Genomic DNA, 23,826 nt, shown 5'->3' on the forward strand with positions numbered 1-23,826 from the left:
TAATGGGAGGCGTTCTTCGCCAAGGAGTTAGAAGGCAAATGAGACGATCGCATGTGACGACCGTGTCATTGCTTGTGGCATTGGCTCTGGCTGCCTGCACCAACGCAAAGGACGTTCTCGAACCTTCCGCCATCACCCCGCCGGCGACTTCGGGGCCGGTTGCGCCGGGAGCCCAGGGCAGCACGACGGCCACCGTTGCAGTTGCGTCACCCACCGCGCCTGCTGCAACCACCACCACGCCGCTCACCTCGGCGCAAAGTGCTGCCATCCTGTCGAAGACACGGCTGCAGATCGCGCCGATCGTCGGTGCTTCGGTCGAGGCCGCGACCCCGCTGACGGCGGAACTGCAGACGCGCGCCAGGCAGCGTGGAATTACGCTCGCCGGCAGCGCCGACCAGACCGCGACCCATGTGCTGAAAGGCTATTTCTCGGCGATTTCGGAGGGCAAGGACACCACCGTCATCTATGTCTGGGACGTCTACGACCCCTCGGGCAACCGCTTGCACCGCATCAACGGCCAGATGAAGGCGCCTTCGGTCAGCTCCGGCACGGGCGCCGACAGTTGGAAGGGCGTCTCTCCGGCCACCATGCAGGCGATCGCCGACCAGACCATCGACCAGTTCGCGGCATTCCTGGGTGGCAAGGCTGGCTAGCAAGGCATGCTTGAGTGTTGCCTCTCGGCGATGGCCCGAACCTTTCTTCAGCTTAGCCGGCGGATTCCCGATCTCGGCGCTTGCAATACCAGCGCGGGCCGCTAAAAGCCCGATTAAAAGGTCCGGGAGAGTCTGTCAGGCCTTCCCATCCTCCACCAGGAACGGTGCATGAAACTCTTCGCGGGCAATTCCAACAGGGTGCTGGCCGAAGCGGTCGCCCGCTATCTCAACATCCCGCTGGGGAAGGCCAGTGTCAGGCGCTTCGCCGACCAGGAAATCTTCGTCGAAATCCAGGAAAACGTGCGCGGCGAGGATGTTTTCATCCTGCAGTCGACCTCCTTCCCGACCAACGATCATTTGATGGAACTGCTCATCATGATCGACGCCTTCATGCGCTCCTCGGCCAAGCGCATCACGGCGGTGATTCCCTATTTCGGCTATGCCAGGCAGGACCGCCGGGCGTCGGGCCGCACACCGATCTCGGCCAAGCTGGTTGCCAACATGATCACCCGCGCCGGCGTCGACCGCGTTTTGACGCTCGACCTGCATGCCGGCCAGATCCAGGGCTTCTTCGACATCCCGACCGACAATCTGTTCTCGGTGCCGGTGATGGCGCGCGACGTGAAGGCGAAATACAAGCAGCTCGGCAATGTCGTGGTGGTGTCGCCCGACATTGGCGGCGTGGTGCGGGCACGTGCGCTGGCCAAGCGCTTCGACGCGCAGCTCGCCATCGTCGACAAGCGCCGTGAGCGCCCGGGCGAATCGGAAGTCATGAACATCATCGGCGCGGTCGCCGGCAAGGATTGCCTGCTGATCGACGACATCGTCGATTCCGGCGGCACGCTGTGCAATGCCGCCGATGCACTCTTGGCCAACGGCGCCACCAGCGTCACCGCCTATATCACCCATGGCGTGCTGTCGGGCGGCGCAGTCGCGCGCATCAGCGGCTCGAAGCTGCAGGAACTGGTGATCACCGATTCCATCCAGCCGACGCAAGGCGTGCTCGACGCCCCCAACATCCGCGTCATCTCGATCGCCGACCTGATGGGCGAAGCGATTTCGCGCACAGCGACCGAGGAATCGGTGTCGAGCCTGTTCGACTAACCCCCCGCGATCGACGAAACGTCGGCCGGGCGGAGCGTACGCCCCTACCGTCGTCTCCTTGTCTGCGCCCCTCGCGAGCAGACATTTCTCCTGGCGCGCCCGCCGTGGCATACTGCCCCCGTAGACAATGGAGGAGTAGCATTATGCCAATCCGGCGAAGGACTTTGCTCGGGCTTGCCGTTTCCGTCGCGGCTCTCTTTTCGGCGCCGACGGCTTGGGCCGCCGATTTCCCGGACCGGACCATCACGATGGTTGTTCCCTTTTCCGCGGGCGGCTCCACGGATCTGGTCGCGCGCCTCGTCGCCAACAAGATGTCCGAAAACCTCGGCCAGCAGATTGTCGTTGAAAATGTCGGCGGCGCCGGCGGCAGCATCGGCGCGGCCCAAGTCGCCCGGGCGGATCCGGACGGCTACACGATTCTGATGGGCACGGTTGCGACACACGCACTCAACCCGCTCATCCTCAAGACCAAGCCCTACGATGCGGAGAAGGATTTTGCTCCGATATCGCTGCTTGTGCTGGTACCGAACATCCTGGTCGTGAACCCTCAATTTCCAGCCAAGGACGTCAAGGAACTGATCGACCTATTGAAGAAGGACCCGGACAAATACGCCTACGCTTCATCGGGCAACGGCACCCCGCTGCATCTCTCGGGCGAGCTTTTCAAGACGATGGCCGGCGTGAGCATGCAGCACATACCCTATAAGGGCGCCGGGCCGGCCCTGAACGACGTCATCGCCAATCAGGTGCCGATGATGTTCGACAACCTGCCGTCTTCATCGGGGCATATCAAGGGCGGGACGCTGAGGGCCCTGGGCGTTACCACCAAGGAGCGCGTTCCCTCCTTCCCTGACGTGCCGGCAATCGCCGAAACCATTCCTGGCTATGAAACCTACAGCTGGAACGCCCTGTTCGCGCCCGCCGGCACCCCGGCGAACGTGATCGAGGCTCTTCACAAGGCAGCAGCCAAGGCGCTGCAGGATCCCGATGTGATTGCGCGCATGGGCCAATTCAGCGCCACGATCGTGGCCTCCACCCCGGAAGAGCTGGCAACGCATGTGAAGGCTGAACTCGCCAAGTGGGAGCCGATCGTCAAGGCGAGCGGCGTTCAGATGGACTAGGCGTCAGTGCGCTCGGCGCCGCTTATTATGGCGCAGGAGCCTCAAGGCGAGGCGGGGCTCGCCTTATGCCTTCGCCATTGTCTCGCGCGCCGCGCATATAGCCGCGCGGCGACGAGCCCAGCATGCGCTTGAACATGGTGATGAAGGCCGGCACGCTGTCATAGCCCAGATCGAGCGCCACCCGGGTGATCGGCTCGCCATCGGCGAGCCGCGGCAGCGCCGCGAACAGGCAGGCCTGCTGGCGCCATGTCGACAGCGACAGGCCGGTCTGGCGCTGGAAGGCGCGCGTGAAGGAGCGCCGGCTCATGCCGGCGGCATCGGCCCATTCGTCGATCGTCGCATGCGGTGAAGGTGCGGCGACGAAGCGGCGGCACAGCGCCGCCAGCCTTGCATCGGACGGGAATGGCAGACCGAGCGGCCGTTCCGGCAAGGTCGGGATCTCATGCAGCAACAGCTTCATGATCAACCCGCCGCGTCCTTCCAGTTCGCCGCCTTGCGGCAGCTTCTCTGATTCCACGATCAGGCTGTGCATCAACGCGGTGACGCCGACGACGCGCAAGCCTTCCGGCAGCCCCGGGATCGCGCCCGGCATGACATAGACCGAGCGCATCGAGACATCGCCCAGCATCTCGACGGAATGCTCGATGCCGGCCGGAATCCACATCGCATGGTCTGGCGGTACCATCCAGCGCCCATGCCGCGTCGTCACCAGCACGACGCCGACCAGCGCGTGCAGCAACTGGCTGCGCCTGTGGCGGTGTTGCGGCACGTGATAGCCGTCGGGATATTCGGTCGGCAACGCCACCGCCGGCCCGGCGACTTCCTCCAGCCATTGCCAGCGGCTCTGGTGCAATTGGCCGAGATCGGCATTGCCGGCGCGGAAGATTTCCCTGCCATGCGGCATCTTGTATGGCCCACTTGCGAAACTATTGGACCAAACCACGAAAGAAGTCGCGCGGCAAGCGGCCTATAAGGCAACCGTCCCTAAGGCGGCCGCGGGAGCGTCCGCCAGATTGCCTGCGGGCGTGCCCGCCAAAAAGACCACGGAGCCTGCCTTGACCGATACGACAGCCGCCAGCGTCGCGTCACCAGCGACCGCCAGTCACGCCTCAGCCCAGGCGACGGCCTTCACCGTCATCCTGGCGGTGAGCTTCTGCCATTGCATCAACGACATCATGCAGTCGCTGCTATCGGCCATTTATCCGCTTCTGAAACAGAATTACGGCCTCGATTTCTGGCAGATCGGCCTGCTGACCTTCACCTTCCAGGTGACGGCGTCCTTGCTGCAGCCGGTGATCGGCATGATCACCGACAAGCGGCCGATGCCCTATTCCCTGCCCTACGGCATGGCCTCGTCGCTGATCGGCCTGGTCGTGCTGGCCTATGCCGGGCACTATTATCTGCTCTTGATCGGCGCCTCGCTGATCGGCATCGGCTCGGCGATCTTCCATCCCGAATCCTCGCGCATCGCGCGTTTCGCCTCGGGCGGCCGGTTTGGCCTGGCGCAGTCGCTATTCCAGGTCGGCGGCAATTTCGGCCAGTCGATGGGGCCGCTGCTGGCGGCCTTCATCGTCGTGCCGTTCGGCCAGACCAGCATCTCCTGGTTCGCCGTCGGCTCGCTGATCGGCATCGTCGTTTTGTGGCAGGTCGGCGGCTGGTACAGCCGCTTGCGCGCCGCGCAAGGCACCCGCAAGGCGGCAAGCTTCGTCTCGCCCTTCCCGCGCCGCAAGGTTATGAGCGCACTGGTCGTGCTGACGCTGCTGGTGCTGAGCAAGAACGCCTACATCGCCAGCCTTGCCAGCTACTACACCTTCTACTCCATCCATAAGTTCGGAGTGTCGGTGCAGATGAGCCAGGTGATGCTGTTCCTGTTCCTCGGCGCCTCGGCGCTGGGCATCCTGCTCGGCGGCCCGTTCGGCGATCGCTACGGACAGAAGGCGATGATCTGGTTCTCGATCGTCGGCGTGCTGCCCTTCACGCTGGCGCTCCCCTACGCCAATCTGGAATGGACGATGGTGCTGACCGTTCTGATCGGCCTCATCCTCTCGTCGGCCTTCTCCAACATCGTCGTCTTTGCCCAGGAACTGGTGCCGGGCCGCGTCGGCATGATCGCCGGCATCTTCTTCGGCTTCGCCTTCGGCATGGGCGGCATTGCCGCCGCCGTGCTCGGCGTCGTCGCCGACATGAAGGGCATCGATTTCGTCTTCCAGATCTGCTCGTATCTGCCGTTCCTGGGCCTGCTGACGGTGTTCCTGCCCAATATGAAGGAAGCAAGAAAAGCCTAGACAGTCGTTGCTAAAGACGGAGGCAGCGTGGGCGTCGATAAGATCATACGCCGCGTTGCCCTCCTTCTCACGCGGCGAAGCAAGGCTTCAAGGCCGGTTTCGGGCATGGCAACTCGTTCAGCGAACGGGCGTATCAGGTGCCGGCGGGATCGAGAAAAACAAAAAGAGAGTGGATGAGGTTGCCGTGCAAATGCGCGACATCGATCCCGGTGACGGCGACAGGGCCGTTGAGCGGCCCGGACTGCCATTGCAGCCGCCCGACGCCGTGATGGCCGACGGCAGGGCCCGTCGCCGTGAAGGCGAACGTCGGCGGTAGGCTCGACAGCAGCTTACTCACCGCATGATTGATGGCGGCATGGCCCGTTGCCGAAGCATCCGGCTCGTAAAGCACGGCATCGCCGGCGTAAAGTTCGCGGATCGCCACAAGGCGCCGGTCGGCATCGCGTTCGCCGAATACTCGCGCAAGGTTAGCCTGCATCAGGCCGTTGTAGTCGATCGATTCCGCGTTCATTTTCCACCCTCCGGATCACGAATGCCGGAGGAGGCGGAGGGGCGCAAAAACGCTCGATCCGATGTCTCACGCCTGTCCGGTCAAGAAACTATCGTTCACGGCCGCGCGCAATGCAACGCCCGGCTGAAGTGCGACCGCGACAGGCCGACAGCGCTGCCAGGCGCGTCCGATGAGCATCGTCTGAAGCCGACCGAAGCACCCGCCGCAATGGCGGGTGCCGCTTTTGTGCCGGGTGCGACCTATGCCTTGAAGAAGGCCAAAAGGTCGGCGTTGATGACGTCGGCATGGGTTGTCGCCATGCCGTGCGGGAAACCCTTGTAGACCTTGAGCTCGCCCTTCTTGAGCAGCTTGATCGACAGCAGCGCCGAGTCGGCGATCGGGACGATCTGGTCGTCGTCGCCATGCATGACCAGCACCGGCACGTCGATCGCCTTCAGATCCTCGGTGAAGTCGGTTTCCGAGAAAGCCTTGATGCAATCGTAATGCGCCTTGGTGCCGCCCATCATGCCCTGGCGCCACCAATTGTCGACGACGCCTTGCGAAACCTCGGCGCCCGGACGGTTGAAGCCATAGAACGGACCGGCAGGAACGTCGCGGAAGAACTGGGCGCGGTTGGCAGCCTGGGCAGCGCGGAAACCGTCGAAGACCTCGATCGGCAGGCCGCCGGGATTGGCAGCCGTCTTGAGCATGATTGGCGGCACCGCGCCGATCAGCACCGCCTTGGCGACGCGGCCGCCCGAGCCGTACTTCGCGACATAGCGCGCCACCTCGCCGCCGCCGGTCGAATGGCCGACATGGATAGCGTTCTTGAGGTCGAGATGCGCGGCAAGTTCAGCGACATCGGCGGCGTAGGTATCCATCTCGTTGCCGATATCCGTCTGCGTCGAGCGGCCGTGGCCGCGCCGGTCATGGGCGATGACGCGGTAGCCTTGTGCCAGGAAGAACAGCATCTGTGCGTCCCAGTCGTCGCTGCTCAACGGCCAGCCATGATGGAAGACGATGGGCTGACCGGTTCCCCAGTCCTTGTAGAAAATCTGCGTGCCGTCCTTGGTGGTGATCGTGCCGCTGCCGGAACCGGATTTTGCCTGCGAAGCCATCTCAATCTCCTTTTATTGTTTTTCGCGATAAACAATATCGCGATATCTATATGGCTAGCGCAGCGCGGAAGCCATGTCCACAAAAATATGTATCGCGATATTATTTTTCGTGGTACATATTTCGTGATTAATCGGCAAAGGAATGCGTCGTGCCCCTCCCGTTGGACAATCAGCTCTGCTTCACGCTCTACGCCACCTCGATGGCGATCAACCGCACTTACAAGCCGATGCTGGACGAGATGGGGATCACCTATCCGCAATATCTCGTGCTCAACGCGCTGGGCGAGGCCGATGGCATGTCGGTCGGCGGGATCGCCCATCGGCTCGCTTTGGAATCGAGCACCGTCACCCCGCTGGTGAAGCGCATGGAACAGGCCGGGTTGGTCACCCGCCAGCGCAGCCAGGCGGACGAGCGCCAGGTCCAGGTCGACCTGACATCGGCCGGGCGCGCGCTGCTCGTCCAGTGCAACTGCCTCAACGAGACCTTGATCGAGCGCTCGGGCATGACGCTGGCTGAGCTCGATACGCTGAACCGGCAAATCCAGGCGCTGCGCGATACGTTGAGCGGCGATCGGTAGCCACCGGCTGACTCTTGACTGCCTCGGCGCGGCTTGACCGCGCTCGCACGGCATCGAAATGCTCCCTAGTTCGCTTCTCGTGCCCAGGCTGGCATGAAACGAAATTCGAGCATGCCGAGTCGCGGGGAATTGACCCATAGGCTCTCGATTCTGCTATAGGGAATGCCGCGGCGAAGATGAGATGAATGGGTGTCATCAGCCCCAGGATAAGTGGCTTCGTCATGACCTGCGGCAGCGGAGAAATTCCCAAGACTTGCTTGCGTTCTCTGCGCTTTTTCTGGATTCGCCATGCACGCCCAGCCGCTTCGTGTTTTGACCCTTCTGGTGCGTCACGGCACCGAAAAATATCCGACCGCATGGCAGGACTTGCGAGCTATGTTCGCCCGCCAGATGCCGGACGTTGAGCATCGCATGCTCGTGATCGACAATTCGCTGCCAGTCGGTCATGGCTCTGATTTGGACCGCGGGGTCGAACTGATCGGCGGGTCGAATGAAGATTGGGAATTCTCCGCATGGGACTGCGGCATCAATCATACCGGCGCCAAACTTCATCAGTATGATCTGGTCCACTTGGCCACTTCGGCTTTCGCGGCATCCGCACCTGACCATCTCAAATTGATTGATGGTGGCTCGTTGCGGTCGTTGCTTGGTTTGCAGGGAGCGCTGGGTTGCATTGATTCTCGCCGCGAGGCCTTCTCGATTTTCGGAATCCGCTCGCAGGCATGGCTCCGCAGTTCGTTCATCTTGATGAACCCGCGGCAACTCAGCAGCCTGGGATCCCTGGTAAGCGTCGGCAGGGACGCGCCGATCTTCACCGGCAACCCTCGACAGCCCTTCCGTGATGACGCACCGATCTCGCGAGCATATCAGCAGTCTTTGCTGCATTGGCTCACCGGCGACGGAGCTGGCGAGGGAGTAATCTGGCATTCAAGGTTCGATCTTACACTTGAAACGCTACCGTTTTTCGAAAGCAAGGCTCGGGCTATTCTCAATGAGCTGATGCTCACCAACCGGTTGCTAGCCAATGGATACGCGCTCGTCGACATGACATGGCTGGCGCAGAAGGTCCGGGCGGGGAGCACGGAATCCGAGAATGTTATTCCGGACTGGCGCGTGCAGATCAGCTCCCGAGCGCGAGTCAGACGCACTTTGATCCAAAAGCTTCGCCGCTGGTTGTCTAAACATATGCCGCGGCAATGATGACTGCCATCGCTGGTTGTCCGCCGCAGGCATGGCAAGCGCTGGCGGACTGTCAGACGAAGATCGACCCTCGAACGGCTCTTCATGCCTTCCAGCCCAACCGCTTGCGCCTCTCGCCACCTTCCGCTATAGAGCCGCCACCCGCGTAGACACCCTTGGAGGCAACGCGGCGGAAGGCTGCCTTCCCTTGTGATCCCGAACAAAGCTCCGTCTCAAAACGGGTGCCCGCATTCGGACATCGAGGTCTGGCGGCTTTCGACGTTTACGGCTTGGGCAAATTGCCTTCCCGCAAACGCTCCATAACACGCGAAAGGAAAAGCCATGAGCCACGATACTTACGAGCTCAAGGCCGAAGCGCGCGAACAGGTCGGTAAGGGGTCCGCCCGTGCAGTTCGCCGCAACGGTAAAGTGCCTGCAGTAATCTACGGTGACAAGCAGCCTCCCCTGGCGATCGCTCTCACCTACAAGGACATCTACTACAAGATCCATGGCGGCGGGTTCCTGACCACGATCGCCACGATCGATGTCGACGGCAAGAAGATCCAGGTCCTGCCCAAGGACTTCCAGCTCGACCCGGTCAAGGATTTCCCTGTCCATGTCGACTTCCTGCGCATCGGCAAGGACACCGAGGTCAATGTCGACGTGCCTGTCCACTTCATCAATGAGGACAAGTCGCCCGGCATCAAGCGCGGCGGCGTGCTCAACATCGTGCGTCACGAAGTCGAGTTCCACTGCCCGGCCAACGCGATCCCGGAATTCATCACCATCGATCTCACCGGCACCAACATCGGCGACTCGATCCACATCTCGGCGGTCAAGCTGCCGGCCGGTGTCAAGCCGGTCATCTCCGACCGCGACTTCACCATCGCGACCATTGCCGGTTCGTCGGCGATGAAGCCGGAGACGGAAGAGACGGCTGAAGTGGCTGCACCTGAAGCAGCTCCTGCCGCCGAAGAGAAGTAACTCTTTCCGCCCGGAGCAGACGATGCTGCTATTTGCAGGTCTCGGCAATCCGGGCGCGAAATACGCAGATAACCGGCACAATGTCGGCTTCATGGCGGCGGACGCAATTGCCCGCCGCCATTCCTTTTCGCCCTGGTCGAAGAAATTCCAGGGCCTGATCGCCGAGGGCACGATTGCCGGCGAAAAGATCATCCTGATCAAGCCGCAGACCTTCATGAACCTGTCCGGCCAGTCGGTCGGCGAGGCGCTGCGCTTCTACAAGCTCGAGCTTTCCGCGCTCACCGTCTTCTATGACGAGATCGACCTTGCCGAAGGCAAGCTGCGCATCAAGACCGGCGGCGGCGCCGGCGGCCACAACGGCATCCGCTCGATCGACGGCCATGTCGGCAACGCCTACCGTCGCGTGCGCATCGGTGTCGGCCATCCCGGCGTCAAGGAAATGGTCCAGCACCATGTGCTCGGCGATTTCGCCAAGGCCGACCGCGAATGGCTCGATCCCCTGCTCGACGCGATCGCCGACAACGCCGCCATGATCGTCAAGGGCGACGAATCCGGCTTCATGAACAAGGCCGCCCTTGCCGTCCAGGGCAAGGCGATAGCCGAGCTGGAAAAGCCGGCGCAGAAGCAGCAGCCTAAACAACAAAGCCACATCCGCCAGGCGCGGTCGCAACAAGCACCCGCCAAACTGCCGGAGACCGGCCCGATGGCTGCCATGCTGAAGAAACTCTTCGGCAACAAGGACTGAGCGGGCACGCATGCGGCCTTACGGGGCTTGACGTTGATCACCCCTATCGCCCATAGCCCTCATCAAATTTCGCTTTTCCGATAGGACTGGACAAAATGGGTTTCAAATGCGGCATCGTTGGCTTGCCCAACGTCGGCAAGTCGACGCTCTTCAACGCGCTGACCAGGACGGCGGCGGCTCAGGCCGCCAACTATCCGTTCTGCACCATCGAACCGAACACCGGCGAGGTGGCGGTGCCCGACCCGCGCCTGCAGAAGATCGCGGCCATCGGCAAGTCCAAGGAGATCATCCCGACCCGCATCTCCTTCGTCGACATTGCCGGCCTGGTGCGCGGCGCCTCGAAGGGCGAAGGGCTGGGCAACCAGTTCCTCGCCAACATCCGCGAGGTCGACGCCATCGTGCATGTGTTGCGCTGCTTCGAGGATGACGACATCACCCATGTCGAGGGCCGCATCGACCCCGTCGCCGACGCCGAGACGGTCGAGACCGAGCTGATGCTCGCCGACCTCGACAGCCTCGAGCGCCGCATCGTCCAGATCCGTAAGCGCGCCGGCAGCAAGGACAAGGAAGCAACGACCGTGCTGCCGATGATGGAGGCGGCACTCGAACTGCTGCAGGCCGGCAAGCCGACCCGCATCCTGCTCAAGGGCATCTCGGCCGAGGATTTGCGCATCCTGCAGGGCTTGAACCTGCTGACCTCGCACCCCGTGCTCTATGTCTGCAATGTCGCCGAGGCCGATGCCGCGACCGGCAACGAGCACACCAGGGCCGTGGAAAAGATGGCCGCCGCGCAAGGCGCCGGCACCGTGGTGATCTCGGCCGCGATCGAGGCCGAAGTCGCCCAGCTCTCCGACGAGGAAGAGATGGAATTCCTGTCCTCGCTCGGCCTCGACGAGCCGGGGCTCAACAAGGTCATCCGCGCCGGTTATGAGCTTTTGCATCTCATCACCTATTTCACCGTCGGGCCGAAGGAGACGCGCGCCTGGACCATCCACAAGGGCGACAAGGCCCCGCAGGCGGCCGGCGTCATCCACACCGATTTCGAACGCGGCTTCATCCGCGCCCAGACCATCGCCTATAACGACTTCGTCACGCTGGGCGGCGAAGTGGCGGCCAAGGAAGCCGGCAAGGCGCGCGACGAAGGCAAGGAATATGTCGTCCAGGACGGCGACATCATGCTGTTCAAGTTCAATACCTGACGCCTGGCGGATCGCCACCAGGATCTGGCGCTCGCCTGCCGGAGCATCCGCTACAATCTCGCAGAGGCCTGGATAGTGCCTCTTCTCCAACGGTACGGGCCGCCGGAAACCGAGCCGGCGAAGCTTTCCCGGTATCGGCTGCTCGACGAGTTCTTCTGAGCACCCGATCCCGGCCCGGCTCCAGGGCTTGTCTTGATTTTGTCATGGCACGGGTCTAAGCGGCTGCCACACGGTCGCGCACACGACGAAGAGCCGTGCAATCCGACACGACGCGCAATCCGAACCTTCGCAGGGGAGATCTGGCGATGATCAAGGCATTTGTCGTGGACAATGATCGCTTGCGCGTCGTCGACAACCTGCTGGCCGATAGCGACAGGGTCGTCTGGGCCGACCTGATCAGTCCGACCAAGGAAGAAGAAGCCACCATCGAGAGCTGGCTCGGCGTCGCCATCCCGACCCGCGAGGAGATGGAGGAGATCGAGATTTCCAGCCGTCTCTATATCGAGGATGGCGCCTACTTCATGACCGCCACTTTGCCTGCCCAGACCGAGGTCGACGATCCCCTGATGTCGCCGGTCACCTTCGCGCTTGCCGGCAAAAGGCTGATCACCATTCGCTACCATGAGCCGAAGGCCTTCAAGACCTTCCCGCTGCGCGCCGAGAAAGTGGCGACCGGCTGCACCAGTGGCGACACCATCCTGATCGGCCTGCTGGAGGCGATCGTCGACCGTCTCGCCGACATCCTCGAACGCGCCGGCCGCGACATCGAGGCGATTTCGCGCGACATTTTCGAGGCACGCTCGACCAAGGTGTCGAAGCGCAACCGCGACTTCCAGGAGCTTTTGAAGGCCATCGGCCGCAAGGAAGACATCGCCTCGTCCGTGCGCGACAGCCTGATCTCGCTGCAGCGCCTTGCCGGCTTCCTCGCCCATGTCGCGACCCAGACCAAGATGAGCAAGGATGTCCGCGCCCGCATCAAGACCCTGTCGCGCGACGTGCTGTCGCTCGCCGACCACGCCACCTTCCTGTCGCAGAAGATCTCCTTCCTGCTCGACGCCACGCTCGGCATGATCTCGATCGAGCAGAACGCCATCATCAAGATCTTCTCGGTCGCCGCCGTCATCTTCCTGCCGCCGACACTGGTCGCCTCGATCTACGGCATGAACTTCGACGTCATTCCCGAGCTGAAATGGGAGCTTGGCTATCCCTTCGCCATCGGCCTGATGATCCTGTCGGCGATCCTGCCCTTCTGGTATTTCCGCCGCCGCGGCTGGCTCTGAGCGCCGCGACGGGCAGCCGCGCCCTCAGCCTGGCTCACCAGAAAGGACTTGACCAAATCGCTGCCGGCCTGCATCCGGGTTGCCGGATCCCTGGGATTTAGCCGGATTGCCGACATGACCGCAAAGACATGGGCCTATGAGGATTTCGTCGAGGGCGCCTCGTTCGACCTCGGCACGAAACAGGTGAGTGCGGCCGAGATCATCGAGTTCGCCAGTGAATTCGATGCCCAGCCGATGCATCTCGACGAGGAAGCCGGCAAGGCCAGCATCCTCGGCGGCCTCTCGGCCTCGGGCTGGCACACCTGCGCCATGTTCATGCGCATGCTGTGCGATGCCTTCCTCCTGGACTCCACCTGCCAGGGCGCGCCCGGCGTCGACCAGGTCAAGTGGAAGAAACCGGTCCTGGCCGGCGATACGCTCAGAGGCAATTTGGTTGTCCTGGCCAAACGCCTGTCGCGATCGAAACCGCAACTGGGCTTCATCACCATGCGCAGCGAGCTGGTCAACCAGCGCGGCGAAAGCGTCTTCGAGCTTGAGAATTCCGTCATGTTCCTGACGCGCGATGCCGAGGGGTATCAGGCATGACCTTGGATGAATTCTTCCGCATCGGCACCACGGTGACGCTGGGCTCGCACACATTCGAACCCGAGGCGATCAAGGCGTTCGCCCGCAAATACGACCCGCAGATCTTCCATATCGACGAGGAGGCTGCCAGGAAGAGCGTGCTCGGCGGGCTCTGCGCCTCCGGCTGGCACACCGCCGCCACCTGGATGAAGCTCAACCTCGAAGCGAGCATGGATGCCGAGGGGGCCAGCTGGAACGGCCCCGGCCCGGTCCCGGAATTCGGCCCCTCGCCCGGTTTCAAGAACCTTAAGTGGCTGAAGCCGGTCCATGCCGGCGAGACCATCACCTTCAGCCGCACCGCGCTGTCCCATCGCGCCATCGCCTCGCGCCCCGGCTGGCGAATGCTGTCGCTGCGCGCGGAAGCGTTCGATTCGACCGGCGACAAGGTGCTGGAGTTTGAAAGCGCCGTGCTGGTGAAGGTGGGTGAGTAGCCGGTTCGCGTAAGCGAATTCATCGTGCCAGTGGCACGATGAAAGGCTGACGAACGCGGGGACGCTGCGAAGCAGCGGGGACCCGGCAGGCCGCGGACATCAAGCTCGACCCCGTACTTGTCTCCGTGCAGTATTTTGCTGCCTCAATGCCCCTCGAACCCGATCAGTGTCCTGACCGGCACGCCAAGCGCCTCGAGCTTGGCGCGACCGCCGAGGTCCGGCAGGTCAATGACGAAGCAGGCAGCCAGGATATCGGCGCCGATCTGGCGCAGCAGCTTCACCGCCGCTTCCGCGGTGCCGCCAGTGGCGATCAGGTCGTCGACCAGGATCACCTTTTCGCTAGGGGAAATGCCGTCCTTGTGCATCTCCATTTCGTCCAGCCCGTATTCCAGGCTGTAGGCGACGCGCACCGTCTCGAAAGGCAGCTTGCCCTTCTTGCGGATCGGCACGAAGCCGGCTGAAAGCTGGTGAGCGACGGCGCCACCCAGGATAAAGCCGCGCGCCTCGATACCGGCGATCTTGTCGACCTTCTGGCCGGCATAGGGATGCACCAGTTCGTCGATAGCGCGCCGGAAGGCGCGCGCATTGCCGAGCAGCGTGGTGATGTCGCGAAACAGGATGCCGGGCTTGGGATAATCCGGGATGGTGCGGATCGCGGCCAGCAGCGTGTCTTCGAGCGAAGGTTTCATGAGGCGGCTCCGGATGATCCAGCTGACAGGTTTGAAACGTGCGGGAGGCAGATCGTAGCCCGCCGCGACCGACAACGGCTAGCGCGATGTGGCGGCCGAGACAAGCGCGTCCGGCAAAGGATTGGCCTGGACCGGCGCAGTGACCGTCCGCGCCGATGCTCTCCTGGTCACCGGAAGCGCAGGTTCTCGCGCGACAATTGTCCGATCGAACTGCAGCCCATCAGCTTCATGCCGCGTTCGATCTCGACCCGCATCTGTTCAAGCGCCCGTTCGACACCCGGCTGGCCGGCCGCCGCCAGCGGAAACAGATAGTAACGGCCGATGCCAACCGCCTTGGCGCCGAGCGACAGCGCCTTCAGCACATGCGTGCCGCGCTGCACGCCGCCATCCATGATGACGTCGATCCGGTCGCCGACGGCATCGACGATCTCGGCCAACTGGTCGAATGCCGCCCGCGAGCCATCCAGCTGCCGGCCGCCATGATTGGAAAGCACAATGCCGCTGCAGCCGATCTCGACGGCGCGTTTGGCGTCCTCGACCGACATGACGCCCTTGAGGCAGAACGGCCCCGACCACTGCCTGACCATCTCGGCGACATCGTCCCAGGTCATCGACGGGTCGAGCATTTCGGTGAAATAGCGGCTGATCGACATCGTGCCGCCGCCCATGTCGACATGCTCGTCGAGCTGCGGCAGCTTGAACCCCTCATGGGTGAAATAATTGATCGCCCAGGCCGGCTTGAGCGCGAACTGCGCCATCCCCGCGAGGTTGAGCTTGAAGGGAATGGCAAAGCCGGTGCGCTTGTCGCGCTCGCGATTGCCCCCGGTGATGCTGTCGACGGTCAGCATCATCACCTCGACGCCAACTTGCTTCGCCCGCTGCATCATCGCCCGGTTGAGGCCGCGATCCCGGTGGAAATAGAACTGGTAGACCTGCGGACTGGCGCTGATCCCGCGCGCCTCCTCGAGGCTGACGGTGCCAAGCGAAGAGACACCGAACATGGTGCCGTATTTGGCGGCGGCCTTGGCCACCGCGCGCTCGCCCTGATGGTGGAACAGTCGCTGCAGGGCGGTCGGCGAGCAATAGAACGGCATCGCCAGCTTCTGCCCCATCACCGTCACCGACATGTCGATCTCGCCCACCCCGCGCAGCACGTTGGGAACGAGGTCGCAGGTCTCGAAGCTTTCGGTGTTGCGGCGATAGGTGACCTCATCGTCGGCCGCGCCATCGATGTAGTCGAAGATCGGGCCCGGCAGCCTTCGCTGCGCCATGCGGCGGAAATCGGAAAAGTTATGACAGTCGTTGAGTCGCATCATCGATTTCCAAGGCCGTGGCGGGCCAACATTCGCCGCCCTTCGATGCCTCGAATATCAATCCGATGCAGCCCTGCCAACGGACTAATTGCTGAACTGCCGCCGAGCATGGCCGTGAGAAGAAAAGGGGCGCCTGAAGCGCCCCTCGCATCGAAGCCGACTGCTGACGAAGATTACATGCCGAGATCGGAACGAAGCTCTGCCCTGGCCACTTCATATTCGGCCTTGAAGTCGTCGCGGTTGAGCAGGACCGCGGCAATGACGCTGCCGGAAATCTTGCCCATTTCTACGTCGGACGCATAGTGGATACCGCCAACCTCACGGTTGTGGGCGTATTCGGCCGCGCGCGCCATGATCTCGGCGCGCTTCTCCGGAACCATGTCGGCCAGGATGATGCCCATCATGGTGCCGACGGTGGCGTGGCCGGACGGCCACGAGCCGGAGCTCGACAGCTTGACCGCCGGCTTGACGAGATCGCTGAGCTGATGCGGACGCGGCCGCTTCCAGACATCCTTGGCCGGATCGACGACAGCGCCTTCGGTCTCGACCACGCGATCGAAGAAGGCGCTGAATTTCGGCAGCTTCTCCTTGTTGAAATTCGGCCCCATCACATTGGCGAAGCGCCAGACATTCTCCTCGGAGTCGGCAACGGCGCTGGCTGCCATCTCGGGCGTGCGCGTCACCTGCAGCGTCAGCACCTCGCCGAGTTCGGCCTTGGTCTGCGCCGAATCGTTTGCCGGTGGCGGCGGCAGGATCATCGTTAGGTCGATGTCTTTGTTCGTGACGAAGGGTTTTGCGTCTTCGGCCCGGGCGGCCGAGCCGATGACCAGCAACAGCAGACCGGCGGTCAGCGATGTGAATTTCTTCATGGGTGCGATCCTTTGTTGGGAATGGCGCAGGATCGCCGTTGGCGGTGACGGCCATGTGACACAACCTGTCGCCGGAAATGCAAAAAGGCGCCTTTCGGCGCCTTTCTTGGTCGTTGGTTGCGCGGCTTAGTGGGCCACGCCTTCCCACACCTTGCGCTTGGTCAGGTAGACCAGCGCGCCGAAGAGCAGCAGGAACACCAGCACGCGGAAGCCCGTCTTCTTGCGGTCTTCCATGTGCGGCTCGGCGGCCCAGGTCAGGAAGGCCGATACGTCGCGCGAATACTGGTCGACGGTCTGCGGCGAGCCGTCGTCATAGGTCACCTGACCGTCGGAGAGCGGCTTGGGCATCTTCAACGACACACCCGACATGAAGTACGGGTTGTAGTGCGTGCCCTCGGGAATGACCATTCCGGCAGGCGGCGTCTGGTCGTAGCCGGTCAGCAGCGAATGGATGTAGTCTGGCCCGCCCGCGTCATACTGGGTGAAGATATCGAAGACGAACTGCGGAAAGCCACGCTCGACGCCGCGCGCCTTGGCCAGCAGCGACATGTCGGGCGGGGCGGCGCCACCATTGGAGGCAGCCGCGGCTTCCTCATTGGCGAACGGCGCCGGGAAATGGTCGGACGGCTTGCCGGGACGGTCGAACATGTCGCCGGCGTCGTTGGGGCCGTCATGGATGGTGTATTCGGCGGCCAGCGTCTTGATCTGGGCATCGTTGTAGCCGAGGTCCGACAGCGTGCGGAACGCCACCAGGTTCATCGAATGGCAGGCCGAGCAGACTTCCTTGTAGACCTTCAGACCGCGCTGCAGCTGCGCCTTGTCATAGGTGCCGAACGGGCCGGTGAAGCTCCAGCTCATTTCCTTCGGCTCGTTGATCGGGAAATGCGTGGGTGCCGCCGCATTGTGCGCCTCTTCGGCCGCGAACGCTGCGGTGCCGGCAGCCACAAGGCCGACCAGCGCCAGCGAGGTGAGAATCTTTTTCATGCCAAATCCCCTTAGATTCTCTACCGCTCAGCCCTTGGTCTCTGGCGCGGCCGTGGCGCCCGCCGGATGCCCACTGCCGCCCTTGTTCTTTTCGAGCACCGCCTCGGTGATCGAGTTCGGCAGCCTGCGCGGCGTCTCGATCAGGCCAAGCACCGGCAGCGCGACCAGGAAGAAGGCGAAGTAGAACAGCGTCGCCATCTGCGCCATGAACACATAGCTGCCTTCCGCCGGCTGCGAGCCCAGCCAGCCCAGCAGGATGGCATCGGCCACGAACAGCCAGAAGAACAGCTTGTACCAGGGCCGGTAGACCGCCGAACGCACCTTGGAGGTGTCGAGCCAAGGTACCAGAAACAGCATGACGATGGCGCCAAACATGCACAGCACGCCGCCGAGCTTGGAATTGATCGGCCCGATGTTGAAGGTGATGGCGCGCAGGATCGCGTAGAACGGCAGGAAGTACCATTCCGGAACGATATGGGCCGGGGTCTTCAGCGGGTTGGCGACCGTGTAATTGTCCGGATGGCCGAGATAGTTCGGCAGGTAGAAGACGAAATAGGCGAAGAAGAACAGGAACACGATCATGCCGAACGCGTCCTTGATGGTCGCGTAGGGCGTGAAAGCGACGGTGTCGGTCTTCGACTTGACCTCGATGCCGGTCGGGTTCGACTGGCCCACCACATGCAGTGCCCAGACGTGCAGCACGACGACGCCGGCAATCATGAACGGCAAGAGGTAGTGCAGCGCGAAGAAGCGGTTCAGCGTCGGGTTGTCGACGGCAAAGCCGCCGAGCAGCAGCTGCTGGATCCAGTCGCCGACCAGCGGAATGGCGCTGAAGAAGCCGGTGATGACGGTGGCGCCCCAGAAGCTCATCTGCCCCCATGGCAGCACATAGCCCATGAAGCCGGTCGCCATCATCAGGAGATAGATGATGCAGCCCAGGATCCACAGCAACTCGCGCGGCGCCTTGTAGGAGCCGTAATAGAGGCCACGGAAGATGTGGATGTAGACAGCGATGAAGAAGAACGAGGCGCCGTTGGCATGCATATAGCGCAACAGCCAGCCGGAGTTGACGTCACGCATGATCTTTTCGACGGAGCCGAAGGCGAGATTGGTGTCGGCCGTGTAGTGCATGGCCAGCACGATGCCGGTCAGGATCTGCGCCACCAGCATGATCGCCAGGATGCCGCCAAAGGTCCACGCATAGTTGAGGTTGCGCGGCACCGGATAGGCGATGAAGCTGTCGTAGACCATCCGCGGCAGCGGCATGCGGGCGTCGAACCAGCGTTCGATACCGGTCTTGGGCGTATAGGTCGAGTGTCCCTCGCTCATCGAAATATCCCCTGCCTCAACCGATAAGGATCTTGGTATCGGAAATGAATTTGAATACCGGCACAGCCATGTTCTCGGGCGCCGGGCCTTTGCGGATGCGGCCGGCCGTGTCGTACTGCGAACCGTGGCACGGGCAGAACCAGCCGCCGAAATCGCCTTCCTGGCCGAGCGGGATGCAGCCCAGATGCGTGCAGACCTGAACCATCACCATCCAGGCTTCCTTGCCGGGCGTGGTGCGGTTGGCGTCGGTCGCCGGCGCATCGGCCGGCAGATTGGCGTTGCGGGCGATCGGATCCTTGAGATCGGAGAGGTTGACGGCCTCGCCGTCCTTCATTTCCTTTTCGGTGCGGTTGCGCACCACGACCGGCTTGCCGCGCCACTTGACGATCAGCGACATGCCAGGCGTCAGCGAGGCGACATCGACTTCCACCGAGGCGAGCGCCAGCGTGGAGGCATCGGGGCGCATCTGGTCGATGAAAGGCCAGGCGACGGCGCCGGCCCCGACCACGGCAGCCATGCCCGTGGCGACATAAAGAAAATCTCGACGATTGGGATCGTGGATATCGGTTGCGCTCACGGGTGCCTGATCCTTTCGCCTCTTCCGCGCCGGTGGCCGAGCCTTGTTCCCCGCTCAATCACGCCAACCCGACAGCGCATGGCGAACAGGCTAGCGAATTCCTCCGGCATTTGGACTTCGGTTTATGCGTGAAGCCCGTTTTTGTCCAGACGGGTCAAGGCACAAGGGCAGATTGTCGCGGGGACAAAATCCCCTATTGTCCGGCGGGACGGGGAATGGCCGCAAAAGGCGGCTAAACAACCGGGAAACAACCGTAAATCCAAGGGCTCCAGCTTGCCTCGACACAGGGCGCCGGTGTGATCTATCCTCCCGGGCATGGCACACGTCATAGACCGTGAGGAATGGGCGGTTCGCTCCGACCACTGGAAGGGCGAGCTGCAAGGCGGCGCCTACGGCTCCAACTCCTGCCTGATCTTCAACTACCTGCCTGATGAAGGCGGCGGCCCGCGGCTGCATTCCCACCCTTACAGCGAGATCTTCATCATCCGCCAGGGCACTGGCCTGTTTACCGTGGGCGACAAGGAAATCGAGGCTTCCGCCGGCCAGATTGTCATCGTGCCACCCCACACGCCGCACAAATTCACCAATCTCGGTCCGGGTCCGCTGGAAACGACCGACATTCACGAGAACGGCACGTTCATCACGAAGTGGCTCGAGTGACGGTTGATAGCCCTGTCGATTTCCCGATTGCCGACTAGATCTATGGCATAGGCAGTCGGCAGGATCAGGACATGCAAATCTCGACCGTCGAAATCGAAGGGCTGAGCATTGCCATCCGCGAGGCGGGTCCGCCCGAAGCGCCGGCATTCCTCCTGCTGCATGGATGGCCGCAAAGCTCCTACGCGTTCGAACGGGTGATCAGCCGGCTGGCAGCCGACTACCGGGTCGTCGCCCCCGACCTGCCCTGCATCGGTGGCTCGCAAGGCATGCCCCGGGCCGGCGACAAGCGGACCCTGGCAAGGCTGATGAGAGGCGTCGCCGAAGCTTGCGGGCTGCGGCACCTGGTGGTTGCCGGCCATGATGTCGGCGGCCAGATCGTATTCGCCCTGTTGCGCGACCATCCGGAGATTCTGTCCGGCGCGGTGATCATGGATGTCGTCATTCCAGGCGTAGCGCCATTGGGAGAAGGTCATTCGCAATCCGCGGATCTGGCACTTTGCATTCCATGCCGTTCCAGCCTTGCCGGAAACGCTGGTGAGCGGCCATCAGAGCGCCTATTTCGACTTCTTCTTCAATGTGCTTTCGAAGGACGGGGCCTCGATCGCTGACGATGCCAGGGAAATCTACGCAAGGGCCTATTCCCGGTCCGAAAGCCTCCAGGCCGGTTTCGGCTGGTATCGCGCCTTCCCCGAGGATGCCGAGGCCAATGCCAAGTGGGCCGGCAAGCCGATCGCGGTTCCGGTGCTGTATCTGAGGGGTGCGGCCGAGCCCGGCGAGATCGGCGACTATGTCGATGGCCTGCGGGCGGCCGGGCTCTCAAAAGTCGTGGGCGACATCATCGCCGACAGCGGGCACTTCGTCGCCGACGAGAATCCCGAAGCGCTCGCCATCCGCCTGGCGCGATTCCATACGGAAATCAGCGCCGCAAGCTCCGAGCCTACCGGGCGCCGAGCCTGACCAGCACAGCCCTGGGGATGTCGTATTCGCGGATGACGCCATCGTGCTTGCGCAAGCCGCACAGCTCGCGCTGGATGAAATAGCCGTGCACCGCCTCGGCGGCCTCCTTGAGAAGCCTGGGGCGCAACTCTTCATCTGCATTGTCGCGCAACCTGGCCAGCGTTTCCTCGACCTTTTGGCCGGCACGGCCAAGTGCGGCCGCCTTTTCGGCCAAGATTTCGTGGCCAAGCGCGTCAAAGGCCGCTTCAGCGGCTGAAGAGCCGGCAAGATGGGATGGTGGACGCAAGGACATTTCAGTTCCCCTTCCCGAAACGCATGCGGTGGGTGACGAATTCTTCGCCTTCCACGCGCCGGAAGCCAAGCCTTTCATAAAAGCCGAAGGCGTCCTGCGGCGCGCGGGTGTTCAACGCAGTGAAATAGCGGCGTGCCCGATCGATGACGGTCTCGACCAGCATGCGGCCGAGGCCGGCGCGGCGGTGAGGCGCGCTGACGAACAGGTGCCGGACCCGCCCCTGGTCCCTGCCCTCGACATAGGGATCGATGTTCAGCCCGCATACACCGGCAAGTTCGGCGCCATGCCACGCCCCGAACAACGCCTCGCCCCGCTTCAGGAACTTGTTGCGGCCGCTTGCCCAACCATCCGCCAGGCGCACCAGCATCCAGTAGCCTTCCAGCCGGCTCTCATCCTTCAGCCTGTCGAAGGCCGGCGTGGTCGGCCGCAGCCGCTTGAGCACATAACCGACTTCCGGCGTTCCGCCCATGCGCCTACTCCGCCGGCCGCGTCTCTTCGAGCACGCTTTCCTCGTGATAGAGGAAGCCGCCGGACTGCCGCTTCCACAGCCGCGCATAAAGCCCGTCGAGCGCCACCAGTTCGTCATGCGTGCCTTGCTCGCCGATGCGGCCGCCGTCCAGCACCACAAGACGGTCGAGCGCGGCGATGGTCGACAGCCGGTGGGCGATGGCGATAACCGTCTTGTCCTCCATCAGCCGAGCGAGATTCTCCTGGATCGCCGCCTCGATGTCGGAATCGAGCGCCGAGGTCGCCTCGTCGAGGATCAGGATCGGCGCGTCCTTCAGAAAGACACGGGCGATCGCCACGCGCTGGCGCTGGCCGCCCGACAGTTTCACGCCGCGCTCGCCGACAAAGGCCTCGTAGCCGGCTCGGTCCCGGTTGTCGCGCAGGCCCAGGATGAAGTCGTGCGCCTCGGCTTTTTTTGCCGCGGCGATCACGTCGGCGTCGGTTGCGTCAGGCATGCCGAGCTTGATGTTGTCGCGCAGCGAACGGTGGAAGAGCGCGGTGTCCTGGCTGACGACGCCGATATTGGCGCGCAGTGAATTCTGCGTCACGTCGGAAACATTCTGGCCATCGATGGTGATCGACCCGCCCTCCAGGTCGTAGAGCCGCAGGATCAGATTGGCGAGCGTGGTCTTGCCGGCACCCGATGGCCCGACCAGTCCGACCTTTTCGCCCGGCTTGACGACGAGGTCGATGCCGTTCAGCACGCCGAACCCCTTGCCGTAGTGGAACTCGACCCCTTTTACGTCGATGCGACCGCCGGCCACGACAAGCTCCCTGGCGTCGGGCGCATCGACAAGCCCGAGCGGCTGCGAGATCAGCGCCTTGGAATTCTCCAGCACACCGAGATTGCGCAGAATACTGTTGAGCTGCATCATCAGCCGGCCAAGCAGCATGTTGAGCCGCAGCACCAGCGACAGCGTGAAGGCGACCGCACCGACGGTGATCGAGCCCTCGACCCAGAGATAGACGGCAAAACAACCGATCGCCGTGATCATGATGCCCGACAGCGTCGTCAGCGCCATGCGCACGCCGGTCAGCCGGCGGGTGAAGGGGCGCAGCGCGTCGAGATAAATGTCGAAGCCGTTCCGGATGTAGCGGTCGTCGCCGTCGGCCGTGAACAGTTTCAGCGTCTGCACGTTGGAATAGGAATCGACGATGCGGCCATTGATCATCGAGCCGGCCTCGGCGGTCGCCTCGGCATGTTTGCGGATCGCAGGCAGATAGAGCTTTGCCAGCCAGCCGAAGGCGGAGATCCAGATCACCACCAGCACCGCCAGTCTGAGATCCAGTCCGGCGACCAGCGCCAGCGTCGTCACCGTGTAGACGACCATGAACCAGACGACTTCGATGAAACTCTCCATCAGGTCGCCGGTCGCTTGCCCCGCCTGCCAGACTTTCGTCGCGATACGGCCGGCGAAATCGTTCTGGAAGAAGGCATAGGACTGGCGCGACACATGCCGGTGCGCCTGCCAGCGCACCAGATTGTAGAAGCCGGGCGTGATCGTCTGCTCGTCGACCAGTGCCGACAGGCCGACGACGATGGTGCGGATGACCAGCACGACCGCGATCATGAACACCAGCTCGGGGCCGGCGGCGGTCCACAGCGCGTGCCAGCTGCGCTCGCCGGGAAGCTGGTCGAGTATATCGACCAGCCGCCCGACGAAGTAGAACAGGCCGGCCTCGACCAGCGGCGCGATGCCGCCAATGACCAGCATGGCAAAGAAGGCGAACTTCGCCTGGCCGACATAGTGCCAGAGAAAGCCGCCGACGCTCGACGGCGGCCGAAGATTCGCCGGCTCCCTGAACGGATAGACCCAGTTCTCGAACCAGCGATAGATGGCTGTCATCATGCGGCGGC

At 63.0% G+C, this 23,826-nt stretch carries 27 protein-coding genes; 15 read left to right on the forward strand and 12 right to left on the reverse strand.

Features of this window, described 5'->3' with window-relative positions; translation table 11 throughout:
* Positions 1 to 38 precede the first annotated feature (38 nt).
* The 3 genes from ACVILI_RS29015 to ACVILI_RS29025 all read left to right on the forward strand — a co-directional run bounded on the left by ACVILI_RS29015 (position 39) and on the right by ACVILI_RS29025 (position 2,878).
* Positions 39 to 653: a hypothetical protein gene (locus tag ACVILI_RS29015; protein WP_019860649.1), complete on the forward strand. Its 615-nt coding sequence runs from the start codon at positions 39 to 41 to the stop codon at positions 651 to 653.
* Between the two features lie 168 nt (positions 654 to 821).
* Complete coding sequence (locus ACVILI_RS29020; RefSeq protein WP_019860650.1) at positions 822 to 1,757, forward strand: ribose-phosphate pyrophosphokinase; 936 nt, start codon at positions 822 to 824, stop codon at positions 1,755 to 1,757.
* Positions 1,758 to 1,900: 143 nt separating this feature from the next.
* Positions 1,901 to 2,878 (forward strand): Bug family tripartite tricarboxylate transporter substrate binding protein, encoded by a 978-nt coding sequence (locus tag ACVILI_RS29025; protein ID WP_038649081.1) that lies wholly within the window; start codon positions 1,901 to 1,903, stop codon positions 2,876 to 2,878.
* A gap of 25 nt (positions 2,879 to 2,903) precedes the next feature.
* Here the strand turns inward: ACVILI_RS29025 and ACVILI_RS29030 are convergent, their stop codons facing one another.
* Positions 2,904 to 3,782 carry an AraC family transcriptional regulator gene (locus ACVILI_RS29030; protein ID WP_019860652.1) on the reverse strand — a complete coding sequence of 293 codons (879 nt, stop codon included), beginning with the start codon at positions 3,780 to 3,782 and terminating at the stop codon, positions 2,904 to 2,906.
* A gap of 151 nt (positions 3,783 to 3,933) precedes the next feature.
* Here ACVILI_RS29030 and ACVILI_RS29035 point away from each other — a divergent pair, with 151 nt between their 5' ends.
* On the forward strand, positions 3,934 to 5,163 hold the full coding sequence (locus ACVILI_RS29035; RefSeq protein WP_027047298.1) for an MFS transporter: 1,230 nt from the start codon (positions 3,934 to 3,936) through the stop codon (positions 5,161 to 5,163).
* Positions 5,164 to 5,296: 133 nt separating this feature from the next.
* On the opposite strand, the gene ACVILI_RS29040 is transcribed toward ACVILI_RS29035, so the two are convergent.
* Both ACVILI_RS29040 and ACVILI_RS29045 read right to left on the reverse strand, forming a co-directional pair.
* Positions 5,297 to 5,674, reverse strand: a complete 378-nt coding sequence (locus ACVILI_RS29040) for a nuclear transport factor 2 family protein (protein WP_019860654.1) — start codon at positions 5,672 to 5,674, stop codon at positions 5,297 to 5,299.
* A 239-nt stretch (positions 5,675 to 5,913) separates the two neighbouring features.
* Positions 5,914 to 6,771, reverse strand: a complete 858-nt coding sequence (locus tag ACVILI_RS29045; RefSeq protein ID WP_069092984.1) for an alpha/beta fold hydrolase — start codon at positions 6,769 to 6,771, stop codon at positions 5,914 to 5,916.
* Between the two features lie 149 nt (positions 6,772 to 6,920).
* Here ACVILI_RS29045 and ACVILI_RS29050 point away from each other — a divergent pair, with 149 nt between their 5' ends.
* The 8 genes from ACVILI_RS29050 (at position 6,921) to ACVILI_RS29085 (ending at position 13,791) form a co-directional block, all read left to right on the forward strand.
* Entirely contained in the window at positions 6,921 to 7,349 is a 429-nt protein-coding gene (locus tag ACVILI_RS29050) for a MarR family winged helix-turn-helix transcriptional regulator (RefSeq protein ID WP_038649084.1), read from the forward strand.
* Positions 7,350 to 7,637: 288 nt separating this feature from the next.
* On the forward strand, positions 7,638 to 8,549 hold the full coding sequence (locus ACVILI_RS29055) for a hypothetical protein (RefSeq protein WP_038649087.1): 912 nt from the start codon (positions 7,638 to 7,640) through the stop codon (positions 8,547 to 8,549).
* Between the two features lie 321 nt (positions 8,550 to 8,870).
* Positions 8,871 to 9,512 carry a 50S ribosomal protein L25/general stress protein Ctc gene (locus ACVILI_RS29060; protein WP_019860662.1) on the forward strand — a complete coding sequence of 214 codons (642 nt, stop codon included), beginning with the start codon at positions 8,871 to 8,873 and terminating at the stop codon, positions 9,510 to 9,512.
* 22 nt (positions 9,513 to 9,534) lie between these two features.
* Positions 9,535 to 10,257 carry an aminoacyl-tRNA hydrolase gene (pth, locus tag ACVILI_RS29065; protein WP_038649090.1) on the forward strand — a complete coding sequence of 241 codons (723 nt, stop codon included), beginning with the start codon at positions 9,535 to 9,537 and terminating at the stop codon, positions 10,255 to 10,257.
* Between the two features lie 95 nt (positions 10,258 to 10,352).
* Complete coding sequence (gene ychF, locus ACVILI_RS29070; protein WP_019860664.1) at positions 10,353 to 11,456, forward strand: redox-regulated ATPase YchF; 1,104 nt, start codon at positions 10,353 to 10,355, stop codon at positions 11,454 to 11,456.
* Between the two features lie 305 nt (positions 11,457 to 11,761).
* Entirely contained in the window at positions 11,762 to 12,736 is a 975-nt protein-coding gene (corA, locus tag ACVILI_RS29075; RefSeq protein ID WP_038649092.1) for a magnesium/cobalt transporter CorA, read from the forward strand.
* Between the two features lie 114 nt (positions 12,737 to 12,850).
* Positions 12,851 to 13,321, forward strand: a complete 471-nt coding sequence (locus ACVILI_RS29080) for a MaoC family dehydratase (RefSeq protein ID WP_038649094.1) — start codon at positions 12,851 to 12,853, stop codon at positions 13,319 to 13,321.
* The gene (locus ACVILI_RS29085; RefSeq protein WP_019860667.1) at positions 13,318 to 13,791 is read left to right on the forward strand and encodes a MaoC family dehydratase; all 474 of its coding nucleotides are present in this window, start codon (positions 13,318 to 13,320) and stop codon (positions 13,789 to 13,791) included. The genes ACVILI_RS29080 and ACVILI_RS29085 overlap by 4 nt, the downstream gene beginning before the upstream one ends.
* A gap of 143 nt (positions 13,792 to 13,934) precedes the next feature.
* Here ACVILI_RS29085 and ACVILI_RS29090 read toward each other — a convergent pair whose 3' ends face one another.
* From ACVILI_RS29090 to petA, 6 genes are all read right to left on the reverse strand, one after another.
* Positions 13,935 to 14,480, reverse strand: coding sequence for an adenine phosphoribosyltransferase (locus tag ACVILI_RS29090; protein ID WP_038653259.1), 546 nt, complete (start codon positions 14,478 to 14,480; stop codon positions 13,935 to 13,937).
* Between the two features lie 167 nt (positions 14,481 to 14,647).
* Positions 14,648 to 15,793: an alpha-hydroxy acid oxidase gene (locus tag ACVILI_RS29095; protein ID WP_027047300.1), complete on the reverse strand. Its 1,146-nt coding sequence runs from the start codon at positions 15,791 to 15,793 to the stop codon at positions 14,648 to 14,650.
* A gap of 173 nt (positions 15,794 to 15,966) precedes the next feature.
* Positions 15,967 to 16,662, reverse strand: a complete 696-nt coding sequence (locus ACVILI_RS29100) for an acid phosphatase (protein ID WP_240564785.1) — start codon at positions 16,660 to 16,662, stop codon at positions 15,967 to 15,969.
* Between the two features lie 126 nt (positions 16,663 to 16,788).
* Positions 16,789 to 17,646, reverse strand: coding sequence for a cytochrome c1 (locus tag ACVILI_RS29105; RefSeq protein WP_038649099.1), 858 nt, complete (start codon positions 17,644 to 17,646; stop codon positions 16,789 to 16,791).
* Positions 17,647 to 17,673: 27 nt separating this feature from the next.
* Positions 17,674 to 18,975, reverse strand: a complete 1,302-nt coding sequence (locus tag ACVILI_RS29110) for a cytochrome b (RefSeq protein ID WP_019860673.1) — start codon at positions 18,973 to 18,975, stop codon at positions 17,674 to 17,676.
* A gap of 16 nt (positions 18,976 to 18,991) precedes the next feature.
* Positions 18,992 to 19,552 (reverse strand): ubiquinol-cytochrome c reductase iron-sulfur subunit, encoded by a 561-nt coding sequence (petA, locus tag ACVILI_RS29115; RefSeq protein ID WP_010911121.1) that lies wholly within the window; start codon positions 19,550 to 19,552, stop codon positions 18,992 to 18,994.
* A 315-nt stretch (positions 19,553 to 19,867) separates the two neighbouring features.
* On the opposite strand from petA, the gene ACVILI_RS29120 reads away from it, so the two are divergent.
* The 3 genes from ACVILI_RS29120 to ACVILI_RS29130 all read left to right on the forward strand — a co-directional run bounded on the left by ACVILI_RS29120 (position 19,868) and on the right by ACVILI_RS29130 (position 21,169).
* Positions 19,868 to 20,212 carry a cupin domain-containing protein gene (locus ACVILI_RS29120; protein ID WP_019860674.1) on the forward strand — a complete coding sequence of 115 codons (345 nt, stop codon included), beginning with the start codon at positions 19,868 to 19,870 and terminating at the stop codon, positions 20,210 to 20,212.
* Positions 20,213 to 20,283: 71 nt separating this feature from the next.
* A complete protein-coding gene (locus tag ACVILI_RS29125; RefSeq protein WP_457102687.1) occupies positions 20,284 to 20,820 on the forward strand; it encodes an alpha/beta fold hydrolase in 537 nt (178 codons plus the stop codon).
* Complete coding sequence (locus tag ACVILI_RS29130; protein ID WP_457102688.1) at positions 20,747 to 21,169, forward strand: alpha/beta fold hydrolase; 423 nt, start codon at positions 20,747 to 20,749, stop codon at positions 21,167 to 21,169. The genes ACVILI_RS29125 and ACVILI_RS29130 overlap by 74 nt, the downstream gene beginning before the upstream one ends.
* Here ACVILI_RS29130 and ACVILI_RS29135 read toward each other — a convergent pair.
* From ACVILI_RS29135 to ACVILI_RS29145, 3 genes are read right to left on the reverse strand one after another with little or no spacing between them, the layout of a single operon-like run.
* A complete protein-coding gene (locus ACVILI_RS29135) occupies positions 21,150 to 21,461 on the reverse strand; it encodes a DUF6665 family protein (RefSeq protein WP_019860676.1) in 312 nt (103 codons plus the stop codon). The genes ACVILI_RS29130 and ACVILI_RS29135 overlap by 20 nt on opposite strands.
* 1 nt (position 21,462) lies before the next feature.
* Positions 21,463 to 21,930, reverse strand: a complete 468-nt coding sequence (locus ACVILI_RS29140; protein WP_051726863.1) for a GNAT family N-acetyltransferase — start codon at positions 21,928 to 21,930, stop codon at positions 21,463 to 21,465.
* A 4-nt stretch (positions 21,931 to 21,934) separates the two neighbouring features.
* Positions 21,935 to 23,818, reverse strand: coding sequence for an ABC transporter ATP-binding protein (locus ACVILI_RS29145; RefSeq protein WP_457102689.1), 1,884 nt, complete (start codon positions 23,816 to 23,818; stop codon positions 21,935 to 21,937).
* Positions 23,819 to 23,826: the final 8 nt, after the last annotated feature.

Source organism: Mesorhizobium sp. USDA 4775 (assembly GCF_054062655.1).